This is a genomic window from Paracoccus saliphilus (genome assembly GCF_028553805.1).
In the GTDB taxonomy this organism is placed as follows: domain Bacteria; phylum Pseudomonadota; class Alphaproteobacteria; order Rhodobacterales; family Rhodobacteraceae; genus Paracoccus; species Paracoccus saliphilus.
In genome coordinates this window covers 3,740,948-3,758,460 of sequence record NZ_CP067140.1, presented here as the reverse complement: position 1 = coordinate 3,758,460, position 17,513 = coordinate 3,740,948, and the positions used below count along the sequence as shown (strand labels likewise).

Below are 17,513 nucleotides of genomic sequence, written 5' to 3'. Positions count from 1 at the left end.
CCGGTGATGCTGGCGCGCATCCAGTTCGCATTTACCGTCTCGTTCCATTTCATCTTTCCGGCCATCTCGATCGGGCTGGCCAGCTTCCTGGCGGTGCTGGAAGGGCTGTGGCTGAAGACCGGCAAGGGGGTCTATGCCAATCTCTTCCGCTACTGGCTGAAGATCTTCGCGGTCGTGTTCGGCATGGGTGTCGTATCAGGCGTGGTGCTGTCCTATCAGTTCGGCACCAACTGGTCGGAATTCTCCTATCGCGCGGGGCCGATCATCGGCCCGCTGATGGGTTACGAGGTGATGACCGCCTTCTTCCTGGAAGCCGGATTCTTGGGCGTGATGCTGTTCGGCATCAACAAGGTCGGCAGGCGGTTGCATTTCTTTGCCACCTGCATGGTCGCGCTCGGCACGCTGATCTCGGCGACGTGGATCCTTTCGGTCAACAGCTGGATGCAGACGCCTGCGGGTTATGCCATCAATGACGCGGGACAATTCGTGCCCGCGGGTTCGTGGTGGCCGATTGTCTTCAATCCGAGTTTTCCGTATCGGCTGGTTCACACCGTCCTGGCGGCGTTCCTGACCACGGCCTTCATCGTCGGGGCGGTCGGCGCCTGGCATCTGTTGAAGGATCGCACGAATCCCGGTGCGCGCAAGATGTTCTCGATGGCGATGTGGATGGCGGCGCTGGTGACACCGCTTCAGATCGTCGCGGGGGATCAGCACGGCCTCAATACGCTCGAACACCAGCCGGTCAAGGTTCTGGCGATGGAGGGCGATTACCAACCCAGCCCAGAGGGCGCACCGCTGATCCTGTTCGGCTTTCCCGACAGCGAAGAGGCGCGGGTGCGCTACGAGGTGGCCATTCCAAAGCTCGGGTCGTTGATCCTCAAGCACGACTTCGATGCCCCGCTTCCCGGCCTGATCGATTTCCCAAGAGATCAATGGCCGCCGGTGCCAATCGTGTTCTGGTCTTTCCGCATCATGGTCGGGTTGGGATTCGCAATGCTTGCCATTGGCCTCTGGAGCCTAGTGACGCGATGGCGGGGCACACTCTATGATTCGAGGTGGATGCACCGCGCGGCTGTCGTGATGGGACCTTCGGGCCTGGTGGCCGTGATCGCGGGCTGGGTCACGACCGAGGTCGGCCGGCAACCCTTTACCGTCTATGGCCTGATGCGCACGGCCGAGTCCCATTCACCCCTGGCGGCCCCTGCCGTCGCGGCATCGCTGATCGCCTTCGTGGTGGTCTATTTCTTCGTATTCGGGGCGGGCATCTATTACCTGCTGCGCCTGATGTCGAAACCGCCACAGCGGGGTGAAGCATTGCTAGCGAACCAGCCGCATCGCGCCGCCGGGATCACCCCTGCCTCAGGGGTCGATGCCGCATCTTCGAAAGGGGGCTGAGATCATGGCAAGTATCGATGTGACTGTCATCTGGGCCTGCATGATCGGTTTCGCGGTCTTTGCCTATGTGGTGATGGACGGATTTGATCTGGGGATCGGTATCCTGTTTCCGGGCCTTAAAGCCGGGGAAGAGCGCGACCAGGCGATGAACTCCATCGCGCCGGTCTGGGATGGCAACGAAACCTGGCTCGTCTTTGGTGGAGGCGGGCTGATGGCAGTATTTCCGCTGGCCTATGCGATCATCCTGCCGGCGACCTATCCGTTGATCATCGCCATGCTGCTCGGCCTCGTTTTCCGGGGCGTCGCCTTCGAGTTTCGCTGGCGCGATCCCGGCCACCGGAAATTCTGGGATATCGCGTTCACGCTGGGATCGGTCATCGCCGCGCTGTCGCAGGGGATCACGCTTGGCGCCCTTCTTCAGGGCATCCGGGTCGAGGATGACGCTTATGCGGGCGGATGGCTTGACTGGCTGAGTCCATTCAGTCTGCTGACCGGTGTATCCGTCCTGCTAGGCTATGGCCTGCTGGGGGCGACCTGGCTGATCTGGAAGACTGAGGGCACGGCGCAAGCCCATGCGCGTCGCATGGCGTTTCGGCTGGGTATCGCGACATTTGCGGCGCTCGCGGCCGTCAGCCTTGCAACACCGTTCTTGCATATCGACTATTGGCGACGTTGGTTCGAGTTGCCGCAGGTGCTGTTGACCGCGCAGGTTCCGGTCCTGACGGTGATCTGTGCCGGGATTTTTTTCCAGAGCCTCGCGAAAGGTCACGAGCGGATGCCCTTCCTGATGGCGCTCATCCTGTTCCTGCTGGGCTTTGTTGGTCTCGGGATCAGCATGTTTCCCTATGCGGTACCGCAGGCCGTCACGATCTGGGATGCCGCCGCCCCGCGCGCAAGTCAGATCTTCCTGCTGGCGGGCGCGGTTGTCATCGTGCCGATGATCCTTGCCTATACAGGCTGGGCTTACAGGGTTTTTCGCGGCAAGGCTGGAATCGAGGGGTATCACTGATGGCTGCCCTGTCCCCTCTCTGGAAACGGCTGTTCTGGATGGTTGTCATCTGGGGCCTGAGCGTGCTTGCGCTCGGTGCTGTCGCAGGGCTCCTGCGGCTCGTTCTCTCCAATGGTGCAAATCATGGCTAAGCTTGTCGGAAATTGATCTGGATGGACGCTTTGTGAACCGGCCCACGAAGTCGACAAATCAAAGGAGAAATACCATGAGTGACGGCATCTGCGATATTTGCGGGAAAAAACCTGCGACCGTCAGGGTTCAGGCTCATGTCAACGGAAGACGGCGGACACTCGAGCTATGCGACGAGGATTACGAAAAACTGCGCGCCCGGCAGCATGGCGCGGCGCGCTCACCGTTCGAGTCGCTCTTCTCCAATCATCCGCTGATGAGCGGCATGATGGGAAATCTCTGGCAGGGCGCGGACGGAGATAATGATTTTCACCTCGGTCCGCGCAGCCCGCGCGAGACCGTCAATGTCGTGGACGTGCTCTCCGAACGTGCCAAGGAAATGTTGCAGGAGGCCGCACGCCATGCGCAGGAGCGGGGCCGTGGCGATGTCGATACCGAGAACCTGCTGTACGCGCTTGCCGATACGGATGTCGTGCAGGCCATCCTTGAACAAGTGAAGGTGAGTCCTGCGGATCTCCGGCGCTATATCGATGAAAATGCTCCCAGGGGCGATGCGACCGACAAAGAACCCCAGGAGATGGGGGTGACCCCCCGTGTCAAGGATGCGCTCAGCCGCGCACTCGCCGCCGCGCGTGACATGGGGCATTCCTATGTCGGACCCGAACACCTGCTGGTAGGTCTTGCGGAAGAAGGGGAGGGTTTCGCTGCCGAGATCCTGAAGAAATACGGGCTGACGCCGCATGCGCTTCGTCAGCAGATCGCTAAGGTCGTCGGCAAGGGAGCGGAGTCCGGCGAGGTGGACCGTCCCTCGGACACCCCTGAATTGGACAAGGTGGCGCGCGACCTGACCAAGCTTGCCAGGGATGGCAAGCTGGACCCCGTGATTGGACGGGCACGGGAGATCGAGACGACGATAGAGGTGCTTGCGCGGCGCAAGAAGAACAATCCAGTGCTGATCGGGGAGCCCGGCGTCGGAAAGACCGCCATCGTCGAGGGCCTGGCACAGCGCATCATTGCGGGCGAAGTGCCCGAGACGCTGCGCGACAAGAGGCTGGTCGAGTTGAACGTCAACGCGCTCGTCGCCGGCTCGAAGTATCGCGGTGAGTTCGAAGAGCGCGTGCAAAACGTTCTGGACGAGGTAGAATCTGCTTCGGACAGTATGATCCTCTTCATCGACGAGGTGCATACCATCGTCGGCGCCGGGGCGAACGAAGGTGGACTGGATGTCGCCAATACCTTCAAGCCCGCGATGGCACGAGGTGAGTTGAATCTGATCGGTGCGACAACGCTCAACGAATACCAGAAACATATCGAGAAGGACGCGGCCCTTGAACGCCGCTTCCAGCCGGTCATGGTGCCGGAGCCGAGCGTGGATCAGACCGTGATGATCCTGCGCGGCTTGCGCGATACGTTCGAGGCGCATCATAAGGTGGTCATCAGCGATCCGGCGGTCACCGCGGCGGCCGAGCTCTCCGACCGCTACATCACCGGCCGTTTCCTGCCTGACAAGGCCATAGACCTGCTGGATCAGGCAGCTGCGCGGGTACGAATGGCCACCACCTCCCGTCCGCCCGAGGTGCAGGAATCCGAAGCTGAGTTCCGCCAGCTCGACCGCGAGCTGGACTATGCGAAGACACGCAAGGACGAAGACCGGCAGAAGGATATCGAATCCCGGCGTGATGCCGCGCGGAAGCGGCTCGACGACGCCGAGGAAGCTTGGCGCAGCGACCGCCGTTCGCGCTCGGATGAAGTGCGGATCGAGGATATAGCCGATATCGTGGCCAAGTTGACGGGTATCCCGGTGTCGGAGCTGACTTCCGAGGAGCGCACCAAGCTGATGCAGATGGAGGACACGCTGCATAACCGTGTCATCGGGCAGGACGAAGCGGTGAAGGCGGTGTCCGACGCGGTACGCCTTGCGCGCGCGGGGCTGCGCGAGGGCGCGCGGCCAATCGCGTCCTTTCTGTTCCTTGGCCCGACCGGAGTCGGGAAGACCGAACTTGCCAAGGCGCTCGCCTCGAGCGTGTTTGGTGATGAGGATGCGATCATCCGCATCGACATGTCGGAATATATGGAGAAGCACACAGTCGCCCGGCTGATCGGCGCGCCGCCGGGATATGTCGGCTATGACGAGGGTGGCCAGCTTACCGAAAGGGTCCGCCGCAAGCCCTATTCCGTGGTTCTGCTGGATGAGATCGAGAAGGCCCATGGCGATGTGGCCAACGTGTTGCTGCAGGTCTTCGACGATGGCCGGCTGACCGATGGCAAGGGACGGGTGATTGATTTCACCAACACGATCATTATCGCGACCTCAAATCTCGGCGCCGATCTGATTCAGGCCGAGATGAAACGGCGTGGAACGGCGGATGCCGATGACGGGCGATTGAAACGCGATCTGATGGATGTGCTGCGCGGGCATTTTCGTCCCGAGTTCATCAATCGGATTGATGAGGTCATCGTCTTCCATGCGCTCGACCGAAAGCAGATCCGTTCCATCGTGGAACTGCAGCTCGAAAGGGTGAAGCACATGGCGCTTGGTCAGGGTGTGACGCTCGAATTCGATGATCGCGCCATCGAGCGGCTGGCGAACGAGGGTTACAAGCCGGAATTCGGCGCCCGTGAACTGCGGCGGCTGATCCGTTCCTCGGTCGAGACCATTCTCGCCCGGAAGATGTTGGACGACGAGGTGCATGAGGGCGACAAGGTGAAGGTGACTGTCGCCGACGGTCAACTGGAGCTCAATGTCGAGAAGGCCGCCAAACCCGAGGAAACCGGCCCGCAAGCTCCGTCCGATGGTAAACAGGCCGGGCCGTCAACCGAGCCGTCCCCTCCTGACAAAGCTCAGACAAGTGATAACGCCATCGCAGCCGAAGAAGGCGCCGACGAAACCGCTGTAGATGAAGCCGCAGCGGCTGAAGCTACTCTTGCGATGAAGCCGATGGACGCCAAAACAGCGAAGCGCGGCCGTGCCTCGAAAAATGGTACAGCGTCAAAAGGTAGCGGCTGACTCATGGCTGGTGTTATTTCCGGGTTGTCCGGTGACGGCATTCTCGTTGCGCGAAGCCGCTTGTATGCGCACCGGCGGCAATGGCCACGCGGTTGGGTGCGGGTTTCCGGCGGGCTAAACACGCGAAGGAGATAGCCATGTTAAGCTTGAACGAGTTTCCGATCTGTTCAGCGACATTTACGGATGCCGGTAGGGCGCCGCGCGTATTGCCGGAAGAAACCGCCGTCGCGATAACGGTGAATGGAAGCACCTACGCTGTATTGATGGCAACTCCCGCCTCGCTGGAGGACCTCGCGATTGGCTTTGCGCGAACTGAAGGTATTGTCGACACGATCGGGGACATCGAACAGGTGGAGATCGTGGCTTGCGAGGACGGCCTTGAAGCCCGTCTCTGGATATCGAAGGATCGTGCCGATGCGATGGCTGCAAGGCGTCGAGCAATGGCCGGCCCGGTCGGATGCGGGTTATGCGGCATCGAAAGTCTGAAGGAGGCCATGCGGTCGGTGCCGAGAATGTCTGGGTCAGGAGCCTTGATCTCTGAAACCCTGGCTTCCCGGGCAACAACTCTTCTACGGCACCAGCAAAGACTGCACATGCGAAGCGGATCGATGCATGCTGCGGGTTTCCTGTCGCCGAAGAAGGGCATTGTCGCCGTGCGCGAGGATGTCGGGCGGCATAATGCACTCGATAAGCTTGTAGGATGCGTGGAGAATATGGGTTGCGCTCCGGAAAGCGGTGCTTTCGTCCTGACATCGCGTGTTTCGGTGGAGTTGGTGCAGAAGGCCGCCATGGTGGTCTGCGGCATGATCATCGCAGTGTCAGGACCGACAGCGCTAGCCATACGGGTTGCACATGAGGCGGGCATCACCGTTCTCGGTTTCGCGCGAAATGGCACCTACGAGTGCTACTGCCATCCATATAGAATATCGCAAGGATGAGCTACCTGTTTGACTGGCTCGCGCGGCAACGCGACCTGTTCCGCGCAGATCCACCAATCGGAAGAGGCCAAACTCGGATTTAGGGAGGCGATGCCCAGGTATGCGTTTCCCGAAAATGCCGCGCGGTTGATTCAACTCCTTTGGCAGTCCACTCTGTTGTCGTGATCAAGGTGAAATTCCAGAACGAAATCCAATGCCATCAATGAAATCGATATTTCCGCGCCTGATTGGCGACATCCGGGCCGTTATTCAGGCCGCAAGCCCAACCCACTCCGATTTGCGGGACAGGTTGGTTGCCGCAGTATCCCTGACCGTGGTGGTGGATGTGTTCGCGACCTTGCTCTTGTATCTGTTCGAGAAGGACCACGGGAGCACGGAAATCCACAATCTCTGGGACGCATTCTATTTCACCACATCCCAGCTTGTCACGATCTCTACATCCATGGCGAACCCGGTGACACCGGCGGGACAGGCGCTTTGTATCGTAATTGACGTTTATGCAATCACGGTGGTGTCGACGGTCGCAGGGATGTTTGGCGCGTTCTTCTACCATCGCAGCCACGAGCGGCGAGATGCAGTGCGTAAATCAGGCGGCTCCTGACCGCCATCGACAGCTGCGTTCCCGAATATCAATCCAGGAGAGGATAACATGACCACCACAGATACGACCCCCCAGAAGCTTTCGAGCGAGATTGTCCATATCGGGCATGACGAACTGGTTGTCCGGGATCGCTACGAGGTGCTCAGCATATTGAACGATATTCTGATCGGCGTCTGGTTCATTATTGGCAGCATATTCTTTCTGTTCGGATCGCTGGCAGAGGCCGGAACCTGGCTGTTCATCATCGGGAGCGTGGAAATGCTGATACGTCCGGTCATCCGCCTGGCCCGTCGCATACATCTGAAGCGGTTTCACCCCGACCGCCGTATTCCTCTCGAAAGCGCGGGAGATTTCTGAGCATCATCGATTCACGCCGGTCTTGCCGAGCAGCACTTCTTTCAGGACGACGGCGTTATTCCGTGTCTCGTCATGTGCGCTGTAGACTAGAGTGACACGCCTCGTTCGGGCCAGTTGGCGGATGTGATCTATTTGTCGTTCGTGCTGTCGGAGTTCCGCCCTGTAGCGGCGTCGGAAGTCCGGCCAGCGCTCTGAATCGTGACCGAACCATTTTCGCAATTCGGTGCTCGGGGCGATCTCCTTCATCCAGTCATCGAGCGCGGCATCCTGCTTGCGTAACCTGCGAGGCCAGAGACGGTCGACGAGGATTCTGAGACCATCGCCTGCCGCAGCCGACTCGTAAGCGCGTTTCAGTTGCAGGTTGGAGACGGGAAAAGGCGGGACGATCACGTTTGCAGCCTCCTGTGAAGGTCAATCTGCCGATAGGTTTCTGCTGTCATCTGGATTGTCGGTGATTCACATCATCTTGTCGAATCCGTGACAGGCCTTCGCGGGGCATGGAGGTGCTGCCGGTTCCCGGCCCGGTCATGACGAGTTGCCCGGAACATGTCGGCCATGCTTGGCGAATATTGCCCGCATGGATCAGACGATTGCGGCTGCTGATATCGTCTGTAGGATCATCCTGCCGAAACAGGAATGGGGATCCGATGTTCATACGACAGCTCCATTATCTCCTCGCGTTGAACAAATACCGACATTTCAGCAGAGCTGCCGAAAGCTGCCATGTGTCGCAGCCGGCGCTGTCGAACGGGATCAGGGAGCTTGAGCGGGAGCTCGGTATCACCGTCGTCAAGCGAGATCGTAGTTTCCGAGGAATGACGCCGGAAGGTGAGCGGGTGATCATCTGGGCTCGGCGGACGCTCGAATCCCTGGAAGCACTCCGTCAGGAGGCGGAACTGGTCCGTGATGTACCCAGTGGTCACCTGTCCATCGGCGTGGTTCCAACCGCGATTCACGCCGCCTCGATCCTGAGCGCGGAATACAGACAGATCACCTCGCGCATTACCCTGGACGTCCGATCACTCAGCACGCCCGAGATACTCCACCTGCTTGATGACCAGGAACTGCATCTTGCGATGCTGTATGCCAGCTCCGTGAGCGATGAGGTTTATGATATACTGCCCGTCTTCGCCGAACGCTATGTCCTGATCGCGGCGGAACAGGCCGTGCTTCCGCGCGAACTTTCTTGGGGAGAGGTGGCCGATCTGCCGCTTTGCCTGCTTTCGCGCGACATGTGGAACCGTCAGGTTCTGGACGGGATATTCCGATCACATGATGTCGCGCCCAACGTGGTGCTGGAGACGAATGCGTTGCGGGTGCTTTTGGCCGAAGTGCGGAGCGCGCGTTCTTTCAGCATCATACCGCTTAGCGCATTGTCTGCCCGGACCGGAGCGGCGGGGTTGGTTGCTCATCCGATCATCCCGGATCATGTCGAAGATATCTGCTTGGTCAGGCTCAAGCGTGGGGCTCAGACTGCGCTGTCTCACGTGGCATGGAAGATCGCGGGGAAGCTTGATTTTCAGAGCATCCTGGATGATCCGTGGGCGAAGCGGCCGGACTATTTTCGTAGTGTGTGAAGTTCAGTTTGGGAACGAAGAATACTGACTTCGTGTGATCTGACACGGGCTCGTGGCCGCTGCAATACAGCGAAAGCGATACTCGTGGTTTGGGCAGGGGTGGTTATGTCTTCGGCAAGTCTGGAACCACTCCAAGAACACTCGATAACACACGCGGGGATCTTTTGTCATCCACACTGTCCTGCCTTGGCCTCAGCACGGCTGATTTTTTCATTATCGTCGACTGGTGCCACCGAAAATCGCGCTCCTACAGATTGACAGCTCTCGCGTACGAGTATTCCCATTCACACGGGCTGCTGGCCTTTTCCGTTTGCTCGCGTCACGATGATGCAAGAGGAAAACGGGACTTCGAATGGATCGCGGAGAGCAGCAACTGACCGGGCTTCTGGCACGCGCAAGCGTGCTGGTGGTCGATGACGAGCCGGGCATGCGGAATTTCCTGGTCAAGACGCTGACCCCGCATTGCCTGTCGGTCGCCGAGGCCGGAAACACGGTGGAGGCGGAGGCGGAGCTTGCCCGGCGGCATTTCGACGTCATGATCCTCGACAACATGATGCCGGGCCAGCGCGGCCTGGATTGGCTGGCCGAGCAGCGCGGCAAGGGCGGTTTCACCGATACGGTCATGGTCACCGCCTATGCCGACCTGGAGACCGCGATCGAGGCGATGCGGGCGGGCGCAGCCGATTTCGTGCTGAAACCGTTCCGCTCGAACCAGTTGCTGAACGCCGTGGGCCGCTGCATCCAGATGGCGCAGCTGCGGCGCGAGAACATGCTGCTCCGGCGCGAATTGGACGGGCAGGATATCGGTCAGCAACGGCGCGAGCTGATCGGATCGTCGCCCGCCATCGCCGCCACGCGCGACATGCTGGCCCGTATCCGCGACGTGACCACGCCGGTGCTGATCACGGGTGCGTCGGGAACCGGCAAGGAGGTCGCGGCACGGCATATGCACGTGACGTCGCATCGCTCTGCGGCGCCATTTGTGCCGATCAACTGCTCTGCCATACCCGCCGAGATGATCGAAAGCGAGTTGTTCGGCCATGTGGCGGGGGCATTTCCCGGCGCGGGGGCGGCACGAGAGGGCTTGCTGCCGTCGGCACAGGGGGGAACGGTCTTTCTCGACGATGTCGCCGGCCTCAGCCCTTCTGCGCAATCGGCGTTGCGGCGGGTGCTGGAGGACGGGACGGTCAGGCCGGTCGGCGCGGAGCGGGAAACGCGGCTTGACCTGCGTTTCGTCCTGGCCACCAGCAGGGCATTGGACCGGGAAGTCGCCGAAGGCCGCTTCCGCGAGGACCTGTTCTTTCGCATCAATGTCATCGAGCTGCGAATGCCGGCACTGGCGGAGCGCGAAGGGGACATCATAGAACTGGCAGCCCTGTTCCTGCGGGAAATTGCCTCCCGTCTCGATCTTCCCCGGTTGGAGATCGACAGCACCACCCGTGCCGCCTTGCTGCGCCACAACTGGCCGGGCAATATTCGCGAATTGCGGAACTTCATCGAAAGATCGCTGATTTTCGGGCGATTTCCGCTCGAAACCCTGGCACCGCCATCGGAACAGGGCCCTATCGAGCCCTTGATGCAGGTCGAGAGACGGGAAATCCTGCGCGCCCTCGATGCGACCGGCGGCAACCGTTCGGAAGCGGCAAGGCGGCTCGGCGTCTCGCGCAAGACCATCGACCGCAAATGCGCGGCGTGGGGATTGTGAGGAATGTCGGGTCCGGGACGTCTCCTGCGCTCGGTTCGCGTGCGCCTGCTGGTGATCGCCTTGCTGCCGATGCTGGTGCTGTTCCCGGTCATGCTGGGCGGCGCGATGCTGCGTTGGTCGAACAAGATGGACAACCTGCTGATCGTCAAGGTCAACAGCGACCTGACCATCGCCGATCAATATTTGCAGCACCTGCTGGAAAATTCTGTCGAACGGCTTGACGCGCTGGCCGGTTCGGTCGCCTTCGAAGAGGCGCTGCAAAGGGACGGGGCCAAGGCCTATATCGCGGCACGCAAGGAGGAGCTCGGGCTGGATTTCCTCTACCTGTCGGATGGAAGCCCGTTACCCCGGGGGTTTGTCCCGAGGGATTGGCCCGTCATCGAGGACGCGTTGGCCGGAGCGCCCCGCAGCGCCATCGATATCCTGAGCGCTGGCCAACTTGACGCGCTGTCGCCCGGCCTGCCGGAACGCGCCGCGATCCGGCTTGTGCCGACTCGCGCCGCCCGGCCAACCGACCGCTTGACGGAAGATCGCGGCATGATCATCCACTCCGCCGCGCCAGTGACCATGCCCGATGGCACGCGCCGGGCATTGGTCGGCGGGGTGCTTCTGAACCGCAATCTCGATTTCATCGATACGATCAATGCGCTTGTCTATCGCGAACGCTCCCTGCCCGAAGGCAGTCAGGGCACAGCGACGCTGTTCCTGGACGATGTGCGCATCTCGACCAATGTCCGGCTGTTCGAGAATGTCCGCGCCCTTGGCACCCGTGTCTCCGCCGAGGTGCGTCAGCGGGTGCTTGACGATGGAGCGACATGGCTGGATCGCGCCTTCGTGGTCAATGACTGGTATATCTCTGCCTATCAGCCGATCACCGACAGCAAGGGCGAGAATGTCGGCATGCTCTATGTCGGCTTTCTCGAAGCCCCGTTTCAGCGCCAGAAAATCAACACGATCGTGGCGCTGTCGCTGATCTTTGTCTTCGTTGCCGCGATCTCGGTCCCGATTTTCCTGCGGTGGGCAGGGCGGATTTTTCGGCCGCTGGAGCGAATGACCCAGACCATCGCCGAGGTCGAAGCCGGAAATCTGGACGCGCGGAACGGTCCTCATGAGGAAAGCGGTGAGATCGCGCAGGTCGCACAGCATCTGGACGGGTTGCTGAACGCCGTGCAAGAGCGTGATCGGCAGCTGCGCGATTGGGGCGAAAGCCTGGAGCAGAAGGTCGAGGAGCGAACCCGTGACCTGCAAGAGGCCAACAGCAAGCTGGAACGCGCGACCGAACGCCTGATCATGTCCGAGAAACTGGCGGCAGTGGGAGAAATCACCGCCGGTGTCGCGCATGAGATCAACAATCCCATCGCGGTAATCCAGGGCAACCTGGACGTGGCGCGCGACCTGCTTGGAGAGGATGCGAAGAAGGTGGAAACGGAGTTCCGGCTGATCGACGACCAGGTCTATCGTGTCGGTGTGATCGTCTCGAAGCTGCTGCAATTCGCGCGCCCGGCCGAATATTCCGGCGCCGCCAACCTGATCGTTCCGGCAGAGGTCGCGCGCGACTGCCTGGTTCTGACCCGTCAACAGATCGAGAAGGCCCGGATCGAGAGCCGCACGAATTTCGCCACGACGCGCGCGGTGCTGATGGAACGGACCGAACTTCAGCAGGTGGTTGTCAACCTGATCCTCAACGCCGTTCACGCCATGCCGGGTGGCGGCATCCTGACAATGAGCGTCCTGGACGAGGACGACCATGTCGTCATCCGGATCGAGGACACGGGATCAGGCATCCCGTCCGAGACGCTGAAACGCATCTTCGATCCGTTCTTCACCACCAAGCAGGCGCAGGGTACCGGGCTTGGCCTGTCGATCAGCCAGCAGCTGGTCGGCCGAATCGGCGGGCGCATCGTGGCGGCGTCCGAGCCCGGTCAGGGCAGCCGTTTCGACATCATTCTGCCAGCCGCCGAAAATTCCTGAGAAGGACAGAATGTCCCAATTCCGGCCGCCTTTCGACCAAGGCGGCGGACAGATTGTCGCGATTATCGGCGCCATTGCCGTTTCCGTCGGTCAGAATGTCTATTAACTAATTGATATTGCTATAAAAATAAATTGACGCGCGACATCGGCATGACCACAATCCCTTGGCATGAACAGTGGGGGACGTCGAGTGAAACCGGCGCGAACCACGACCTTGGGAGGAGGATTCATGGAAAACGCCAAGCCCGGCGGCGCGCTCGCATTCCTGCGCAAAGAGAACATCGTCGCCAAGCCCGGTTTCAACCGCTGGCTCGTACCCCCCGCATCCATTGCCATTCATCTCTGCATCGGCTCGGTCTATGCGTGGTCGGTGTTCAACCCGCCGCTGACCCGCGAACTCGGTGTCGTCGCATCAAGTGCCGAGGACTGGAGCCTCGGCTCGGTCGTCTGGATTTTCTCGGTGGCGATCGTGTTTCTCGGCCTTGCCGCGGCCTTTGCCGGCAAATGGCTGGAAGAGGTCGGCCCGCGCATGGTCGGGGTGCTGGCGGCCTTCCTGTGGGGCGGCGGCTTCCTCATCGGCTCTCTCGGCATCTCGCTGCATCAGCTCTGGCTGATCTACCTGGGTTACGGTGTGCTGGGCGGCTGCGGGTTGGGACTGGGCTACGTCTCTCCGGTCTCGACCCTGCTGCGCTGGTTCCCCGACCGCCGCGGCATGGCGACCGGCATGGCCATCATGGGTTTTGGCGGCGGCGCGATGATCGGCGCGCCCGTCAATGGCTGGCTGCTGAACCTGTACGAGAAGGCGCCGGATTACCTGGGCGCGCAGGGCACGGTGGAGACCATGGTCGAGAACGGCCGGGTGTTCGCCGAGACCGCTGCCGGCAAGGTGGAGGTGGTGATCGCCAATGCCGCCCAGGCCGCCGAGATCGGGGGAGAGGCCGGCCTGTATGCCATCGGCACCGGCAACACGGGGGCCGCGCAAACCTTCATGACACTGGGGATCGTCTATTTCTGCGTGATGATCCTGGCCTCCTTCATGTATCGCGTGCCTGCCAAGGACTGGAAGCCCGAGGGCTGGGTGCCCAAACCCGCCAAATCCGGGCTGGTCACGCAGAACAACGTGCATATCGACCAGGCGCTGAAGACGCCGCAATTCTGGCAGATGTGGCTGATGCTGTGCTTCAACGTCACCGCCGGGATCGGGGTGATCGGTGTCGCCAAGACGATGATGTCCGAGATCTATGGCACCACCATGCCCGGCATCGTCACCGCGGCTTTCGCCTCGACCTATGTGCTGATGATCTCGGTGTTCAACATGTGCGGGCGGTTCTTCTGGGCCTCGACCTCGGATTACATCGGCCGCAAGATGACCTATCACTGCTTCTTCGTGCTGGGCACGCTGCTGTATCTGTCGATCCCGTTCTTCGCCTCGGCAGGGGCCGAGAGCCCGAACGTGATCTACCTGGTCGGCTTCTATGTCGCCACGATGATCATCTTCTCGATGTATGGCGGCGGGTTCGCGACCATCCCGGCCTATCTGGCCGACATGTTCGGCACCATGCATGTGGGCGGCATTCACGGCAGGCTCCTGACCGCATGGTCGGCGGCCGGGGTGCTCGGGCCGTTGGCGATCACCTCGCTGCGGGATTTATCGGTGGGCAAGGCGGTCACCGACCTGACCAGCAGGATCGATCCGGCGGCATTCGCCGAGAAATTCGGTGCGCCCATCGAGCAGCTCGACCAGCTTGTCGCCGCCAAGACCGTGACCATCGCCAAGCTGATGGAGATCGCTCCAGAAGGCACCATCGATCCGACCTCAAGCCTCTACAACACAACCATGTACGCCATGGCCGGACTGCTCGTCATCGCATTCTTCGCCAATCTGCTGATGCGTCCCGTTAAGGAACACCATCATCACGACGAGCCGGAATTGCAGGCCATACCAGTCGAATGACTCGCTCCTGCCCCCGCTGAGGCCGTGTCACATGTGACTCTGGTCAACCTTCGGGGGCAGCCCACTGGGATTGATGTCGCAGCCTCACAATTCGCCGACCGAAGGCCAAAGCGGTCCGTGACAGCGGTACGACTGCACGATGAACTGCGGCATCGCGACAAAAAGCACGATAGGGAAAACTCGTGGCACATATGACTGATATCGAAATTGCGCGTGGCGCCAACAAGAAGCCGATACGGGAAATCGGCGAGAAGCTCGGAATTCCGTATGAAGCCCTGCTGCCCTACGGTCATGACAAAGCCAAGGTCAGCCAGGAGTTCATCAATTCTGCACAAGATCGCGGGAATGGAAGGCTGATCCTTGTGACTGCGATCAACCCGACACCTGCCGGCGAAGGCAAGACGACCACGACGGTGGGCCTTGGCGACGGGTTGAACAGGATCGGCAAGAAGGCGGCGATCTGCATCCGCGAAGCGTCGCTTGGTCCCAATTTCGGGATGAAGGGGGGCGCGGCGGGCGGCGGCCACGCGCAGGTCGTGCCGATGGAGGACATGAATCTCCACTTCACCGGGGATTTCCATGCCATCACCTCCGCGCATAACCTGCTGGCTGCCATCATCGACAACCATATCTACTGGGGCAACGAGTTGGGGATCGATATCCGCCGGGTCGTCTGGCGCCGGGTGATGGACATGAACGACCGAGCGCTGCGACAGATAACCGCTTCGCTGGGCGGCGTTGCGAACGGCTTTCCGCGCGAAACCGGGTTCGACATCACTGTCGCTTCGGAAGTCATGGCGATCCTCTGCCTGTCGAAAGACCTAGCCGATCTACAAAACCGGCTTGGCGATATGATCGTCGCCTACAGGCGCGACAAGTCGCCGGTCTATGCCCGCGATCTCAAGGCGGATGGGGCGATGACGGTTCTTTTGCGGGACGCGATGCAGCCAAACCTGGTGCAGACGCTGGAAAATAACCCGGCCTTCGTGCATGGCGGACCGTTTGCGAACATTGCCCATGGCTGCAACTCCGTCATCGCGACCACGACCGCGTTGAAACTTGCGGATTACGTGGTGACCGAGGCGGGCTTCGGTGCCGATCTGGGCGCCGAGAAGTTCTTTGATATCAAGTGCCGCAAGGCAGTGCTCAAGCCCGCAGTCGCAGTCATCGTCGCGACGGTGCGGGCCATGAAGATGAATGGTGGAGTGATCAAGGAGGACCTCGGGGCCGAGGATGTGACGGCGGTGAAGCGAGGCTGTCCGAATCTTGGCCGGCATATCGCCAATGTGAAGGGGTTCGGTGTCCCGGTGGTGGTGGCGATCAACCATTTCCATTCCGATACCGAGGCCGAGATCCAGGCGGTCAAGGATTACGTGGCCGAGCAGGGCGCCGAGGCGATCCTTTGCCGACATTGGGCCGAGGGATCGGAAGGAGCCGTCGATCTGGCCACCAAGGTCGTGCAGCTTGCGGAATCCGGCCAGGCGGAATTTGCTCCTCTCTATCCTGACGACATGCCGCTGTTCGAGAAGATCGAAACCATCGCCAAGCGCATCTACTATGCGGACAGGGTTCTGGCCGACAAGAAGATCCGCGATCAGCTGCATGAATGGGAGCAGCAGGGATACGGCAACCTGCCGATCTGCATGGCCAAGACTCAGTACAGCTTTACCACTGATCCGAACATGCGCGGTGCGCCGGTAAATCATTCGGTACCGATCCGGGAAGTGCGGCTGGCGGCGGGAGCAGGTTTCATCGTGGCCATGTGCGGCGAGATCATGACGATGCCTGGCCTGCCCAGAAAGCCGGCGGCGGACGCCATCAGGTTGGGGGAAGCCGGCGAAGTCGTGGGACTTTTCTGACGCAGGCCGCGCCGGGGAATGGGCGCGCTCAACGATTGTCGAACAAGATCAGCCGGTTCCTGGAAATCGGCACAACGTTTAGGGAGAGCGGAGATGACCCCCAAAATAATCGACGGCAAGGCATTCGCGGCAAAGGTCCGGGAGAAAGTGGCCGAGCATACCGCGCGTCTCAAAAGCGAGCATGGCATCACCCCCGGTCTCGCGGTCGTGCTCGTTGGCGAGGATCCGGCAAGCGAAGTCTATGTGCGATCGAAGGGCAAGGCGACGATTGAGGCGGGGATGAACTCCTACGAGCACAATCTTCCGGCGGACACCTCGGAAGAGACACTGCTCGAACTCATCGACCAATTGAACAACGATCCGGATGTTCACGGCATTCTCGTACAATTGCCGCTTCCAGAGCACCTCGATTCAGAACTCGTGATCAGCGCGCTCGATCCCGCGAAGGATGTCGATGGTTTTCATATCTCGAATGTCGGGCTTCTCGGGACAGGGCAGAAATCCATGGTTCCCTGTACGCCGCTTGGCTGCCTGATGATGTTGCGTGAGCATCACGGCTCGTTGTCGGGCCTGAACGCGGTCGTTCTTGGCAGATCCAATATCGTGGGAAAACCGATGGCGCAGCTTCTCTTGGGTGACAGCTGCACCGTTACCATCGCCCATTCCCGCACCAGGGATCTCGATCAGGTCTGCCGCGGCGCCGATATCCTCGTGGCCGCTGTCGGTCGACCCGAAATGGTCCCCGGTGATTGGGTGAAACCTGGCGCGACGGTCATCGATGTTGGCATCAACCGTCTTCCGCATCCGGAAAAAGAGGGCAAGACCAGACTCGTGGGTGATGTGGATTTCGAAACCGCGGCGAAGCTCGCGGGTGCGATCACCCCGGTGCCGGGCGGCGTCGGGCCCATGACGATCGCCTGTCTTCTGGCCAATACGCTTACCGCCTGCTCGCGGGCGCATGGTCTTGCCGAGCCGGAAGGGCTGACGGTCTGAAACGTTCTTGAAACGACA

The 17,513-nt window shown here is 60.7% G+C and carries 14 protein-coding genes; 13 read left to right on the top strand and 1 reads right to left on the bottom strand.

What is annotated here, in order from left to right; translation table 11 throughout:
• Positions 1-6: 6 nt before the first annotated feature.
• From JHX88_RS18025 to JHX88_RS17995, 7 genes are all read left to right on the top strand, one after another.
• Entirely contained in the window at positions 7-1,395 is a 1,389-nt protein-coding gene (locus JHX88_RS18025; protein ID WP_076527959.1) for a cytochrome ubiquinol oxidase subunit I, read from the top strand.
• A gap of 4 nt (positions 1,396-1,399) precedes the next feature.
• Entirely contained in the window at positions 1,400-2,404 is a 1,005-nt protein-coding gene (gene cydB / locus JHX88_RS18020) for a cytochrome d ubiquinol oxidase subunit II (protein ID WP_076527957.1), read from the top strand.
• Positions 2,404-2,535 (top strand): DUF2474 domain-containing protein, encoded by a 132-nt coding sequence (locus JHX88_RS18015; protein ID WP_076527938.1) that lies wholly within the window; start codon positions 2,404-2,406, stop codon positions 2,533-2,535. Before cydB ends, JHX88_RS18015 begins: the two co-directional genes overlap by 1 nt.
• Before the next feature lie 74 nt (positions 2,536-2,609).
• The gene (locus JHX88_RS18010; protein WP_076527940.1) at positions 2,610-5,540 is read left to right on the top strand and encodes an ATP-dependent Clp protease ATP-binding subunit; all 2,931 of its coding nucleotides are present in this window, start codon (positions 2,610-2,612) and stop codon (positions 5,538-5,540) included.
• A 137-nt stretch (positions 5,541-5,677) separates the two neighbouring features.
• A complete protein-coding gene (fdhD, locus tag JHX88_RS18005; RefSeq protein ID WP_076527942.1) occupies positions 5,678-6,478 on the top strand; it encodes a formate dehydrogenase accessory sulfurtransferase FdhD in 801 nt (266 codons plus the stop codon).
• A gap of 193 nt (positions 6,479-6,671) precedes the next feature.
• The gene (locus tag JHX88_RS18000; protein ID WP_141225912.1) at positions 6,672-7,079 is read left to right on the top strand and encodes an ion channel; all 408 of its coding nucleotides are present in this window, start codon (positions 6,672-6,674) and stop codon (positions 7,077-7,079) included.
• A gap of 48 nt (positions 7,080-7,127) precedes the next feature.
• Positions 7,128-7,436: a YrhK family protein gene (locus JHX88_RS17995; RefSeq protein ID WP_076527946.1), complete on the top strand. Its 309-nt coding sequence runs from the start codon at positions 7,128-7,130 to the stop codon at positions 7,434-7,436.
• Between the two features lie 3 nt (positions 7,437-7,439).
• Here the strand turns inward: JHX88_RS17995 and JHX88_RS17990 are convergent, their stop codons facing one another.
• Positions 7,440-7,826 carry a DUF488 domain-containing protein gene (locus JHX88_RS17990; RefSeq protein WP_141225913.1) on the bottom strand — a complete coding sequence of 129 codons (387 nt, stop codon included), beginning with the start codon at positions 7,824-7,826 and terminating at the stop codon, positions 7,440-7,442.
• 257 nt (positions 7,827-8,083) lie between these two features.
• On the opposite strand from JHX88_RS17990, the gene JHX88_RS17985 reads away from it, so the two are divergent.
• The 6 genes from JHX88_RS17985 (at position 8,084) to folD (ending at position 17,495) form a co-directional block, all read left to right on the top strand.
• Positions 8,084-9,013: a LysR substrate-binding domain-containing protein gene (locus JHX88_RS17985; protein ID WP_076527948.1), complete on the top strand. Its 930-nt coding sequence runs from the start codon at positions 8,084-8,086 to the stop codon at positions 9,011-9,013.
• Positions 9,014-9,365: 352 nt separating this feature from the next.
• Complete coding sequence (locus tag JHX88_RS17980) at positions 9,366-10,718, top strand: sigma-54-dependent transcriptional regulator (protein WP_272848096.1); 1,353 nt, start codon at positions 9,366-9,368, stop codon at positions 10,716-10,718.
• 3 nt (positions 10,719-10,721) lie between these two features.
• Positions 10,722-12,689 carry a sensor histidine kinase gene (locus JHX88_RS17975; protein ID WP_076529182.1) on the top strand — a complete coding sequence of 656 codons (1,968 nt, stop codon included), beginning with the start codon at positions 10,722-10,724 and terminating at the stop codon, positions 12,687-12,689.
• A gap of 229 nt (positions 12,690-12,918) precedes the next feature.
• The gene (locus JHX88_RS17970; RefSeq protein WP_272848095.1) at positions 12,919-14,643 is read left to right on the top strand and encodes an OFA family MFS transporter; all 1,725 of its coding nucleotides are present in this window, start codon (positions 12,919-12,921) and stop codon (positions 14,641-14,643) included.
• 191 nt (positions 14,644-14,834) lie between these two features.
• Positions 14,835-16,502 (top strand): formate--tetrahydrofolate ligase, encoded by a 1,668-nt coding sequence (locus JHX88_RS17965; protein ID WP_076529100.1) that lies wholly within the window; start codon positions 14,835-14,837, stop codon positions 16,500-16,502.
• Between the two features lie 93 nt (positions 16,503-16,595).
• Complete coding sequence (folD, locus tag JHX88_RS17960) at positions 16,596-17,495, top strand: bifunctional methylenetetrahydrofolate dehydrogenase/methenyltetrahydrofolate cyclohydrolase FolD (RefSeq protein ID WP_076529102.1); 900 nt, start codon at positions 16,596-16,598, stop codon at positions 17,493-17,495.
• The last annotated feature ends 18 nt before the right edge of the window (positions 17,496-17,513 follow it).

What these genes read in the sequence shown, in the direction of transcription:
- JHX88_RS18010 (WP_076527940.1), top strand. Translation starts at nt 2,610, where the DNA reads ATGAGTGACGGCATCTGCGATATTTGCGGGAAAAAACCTGCGACCGTC.
- JHX88_RS17965 (WP_076529100.1), top strand. Translation starts at nt 14,835, where the DNA reads ATGACTGATATCGAAATTGCGCGTGGCGCCAACAAGAAGCCGATACGG.
- JHX88_RS18000 (WP_141225912.1), top strand. Translation starts at nt 6,672, where the DNA reads ATGCCATCAATGAAATCGATATTTCCGCGCCTGATTGGCGACATCCGG.
- JHX88_RS17995 (WP_076527946.1), top strand. Translation starts at nt 7,128, where the DNA reads ATGACCACCACAGATACGACCCCCCAGAAGCTTTCGAGCGAGATTGTC.
- JHX88_RS17985 (WP_076527948.1), top strand. Translation starts at nt 8,084, where the DNA reads ATGTTCATACGACAGCTCCATTATCTCCTCGCGTTGAACAAATACCGA.
- fdhD (WP_076527942.1), top strand. Translation starts at nt 5,678, where the DNA reads ATGTTAAGCTTGAACGAGTTTCCGATCTGTTCAGCGACATTTACGGAT.
- JHX88_RS17970 (WP_272848095.1), top strand. Translation starts at nt 12,919, where the DNA reads ATGGAAAACGCCAAGCCCGGCGGCGCGCTCGCATTCCTGCGCAAAGAG.
- JHX88_RS18015 (WP_076527938.1), top strand. Translation starts at nt 2,404, where the DNA reads ATGGCTGCCCTGTCCCCTCTCTGGAAACGGCTGTTCTGGATGGTTGTC.
- folD (WP_076529102.1), top strand. Translation starts at nt 16,596, where the DNA reads ATGACCCCCAAAATAATCGACGGCAAGGCATTCGCGGCAAAGGTCCGG.
- cydB (WP_076527957.1), top strand. Translation starts at nt 1,400, where the DNA reads ATGGCAAGTATCGATGTGACTGTCATCTGGGCCTGCATGATCGGTTTC.
- JHX88_RS17975 (WP_076529182.1), top strand. Translation starts at nt 10,722, where the DNA reads ATGTCGGGTCCGGGACGTCTCCTGCGCTCGGTTCGCGTGCGCCTGCTG.
- JHX88_RS17980 (WP_272848096.1), top strand. Translation starts at nt 9,366, where the DNA reads ATGGATCGCGGAGAGCAGCAACTGACCGGGCTTCTGGCACGCGCAAGC.
- JHX88_RS18025 (WP_076527959.1), top strand. Translation starts at nt 7, where the DNA reads ATGCTGGCGCGCATCCAGTTCGCATTTACCGTCTCGTTCCATTTCATC.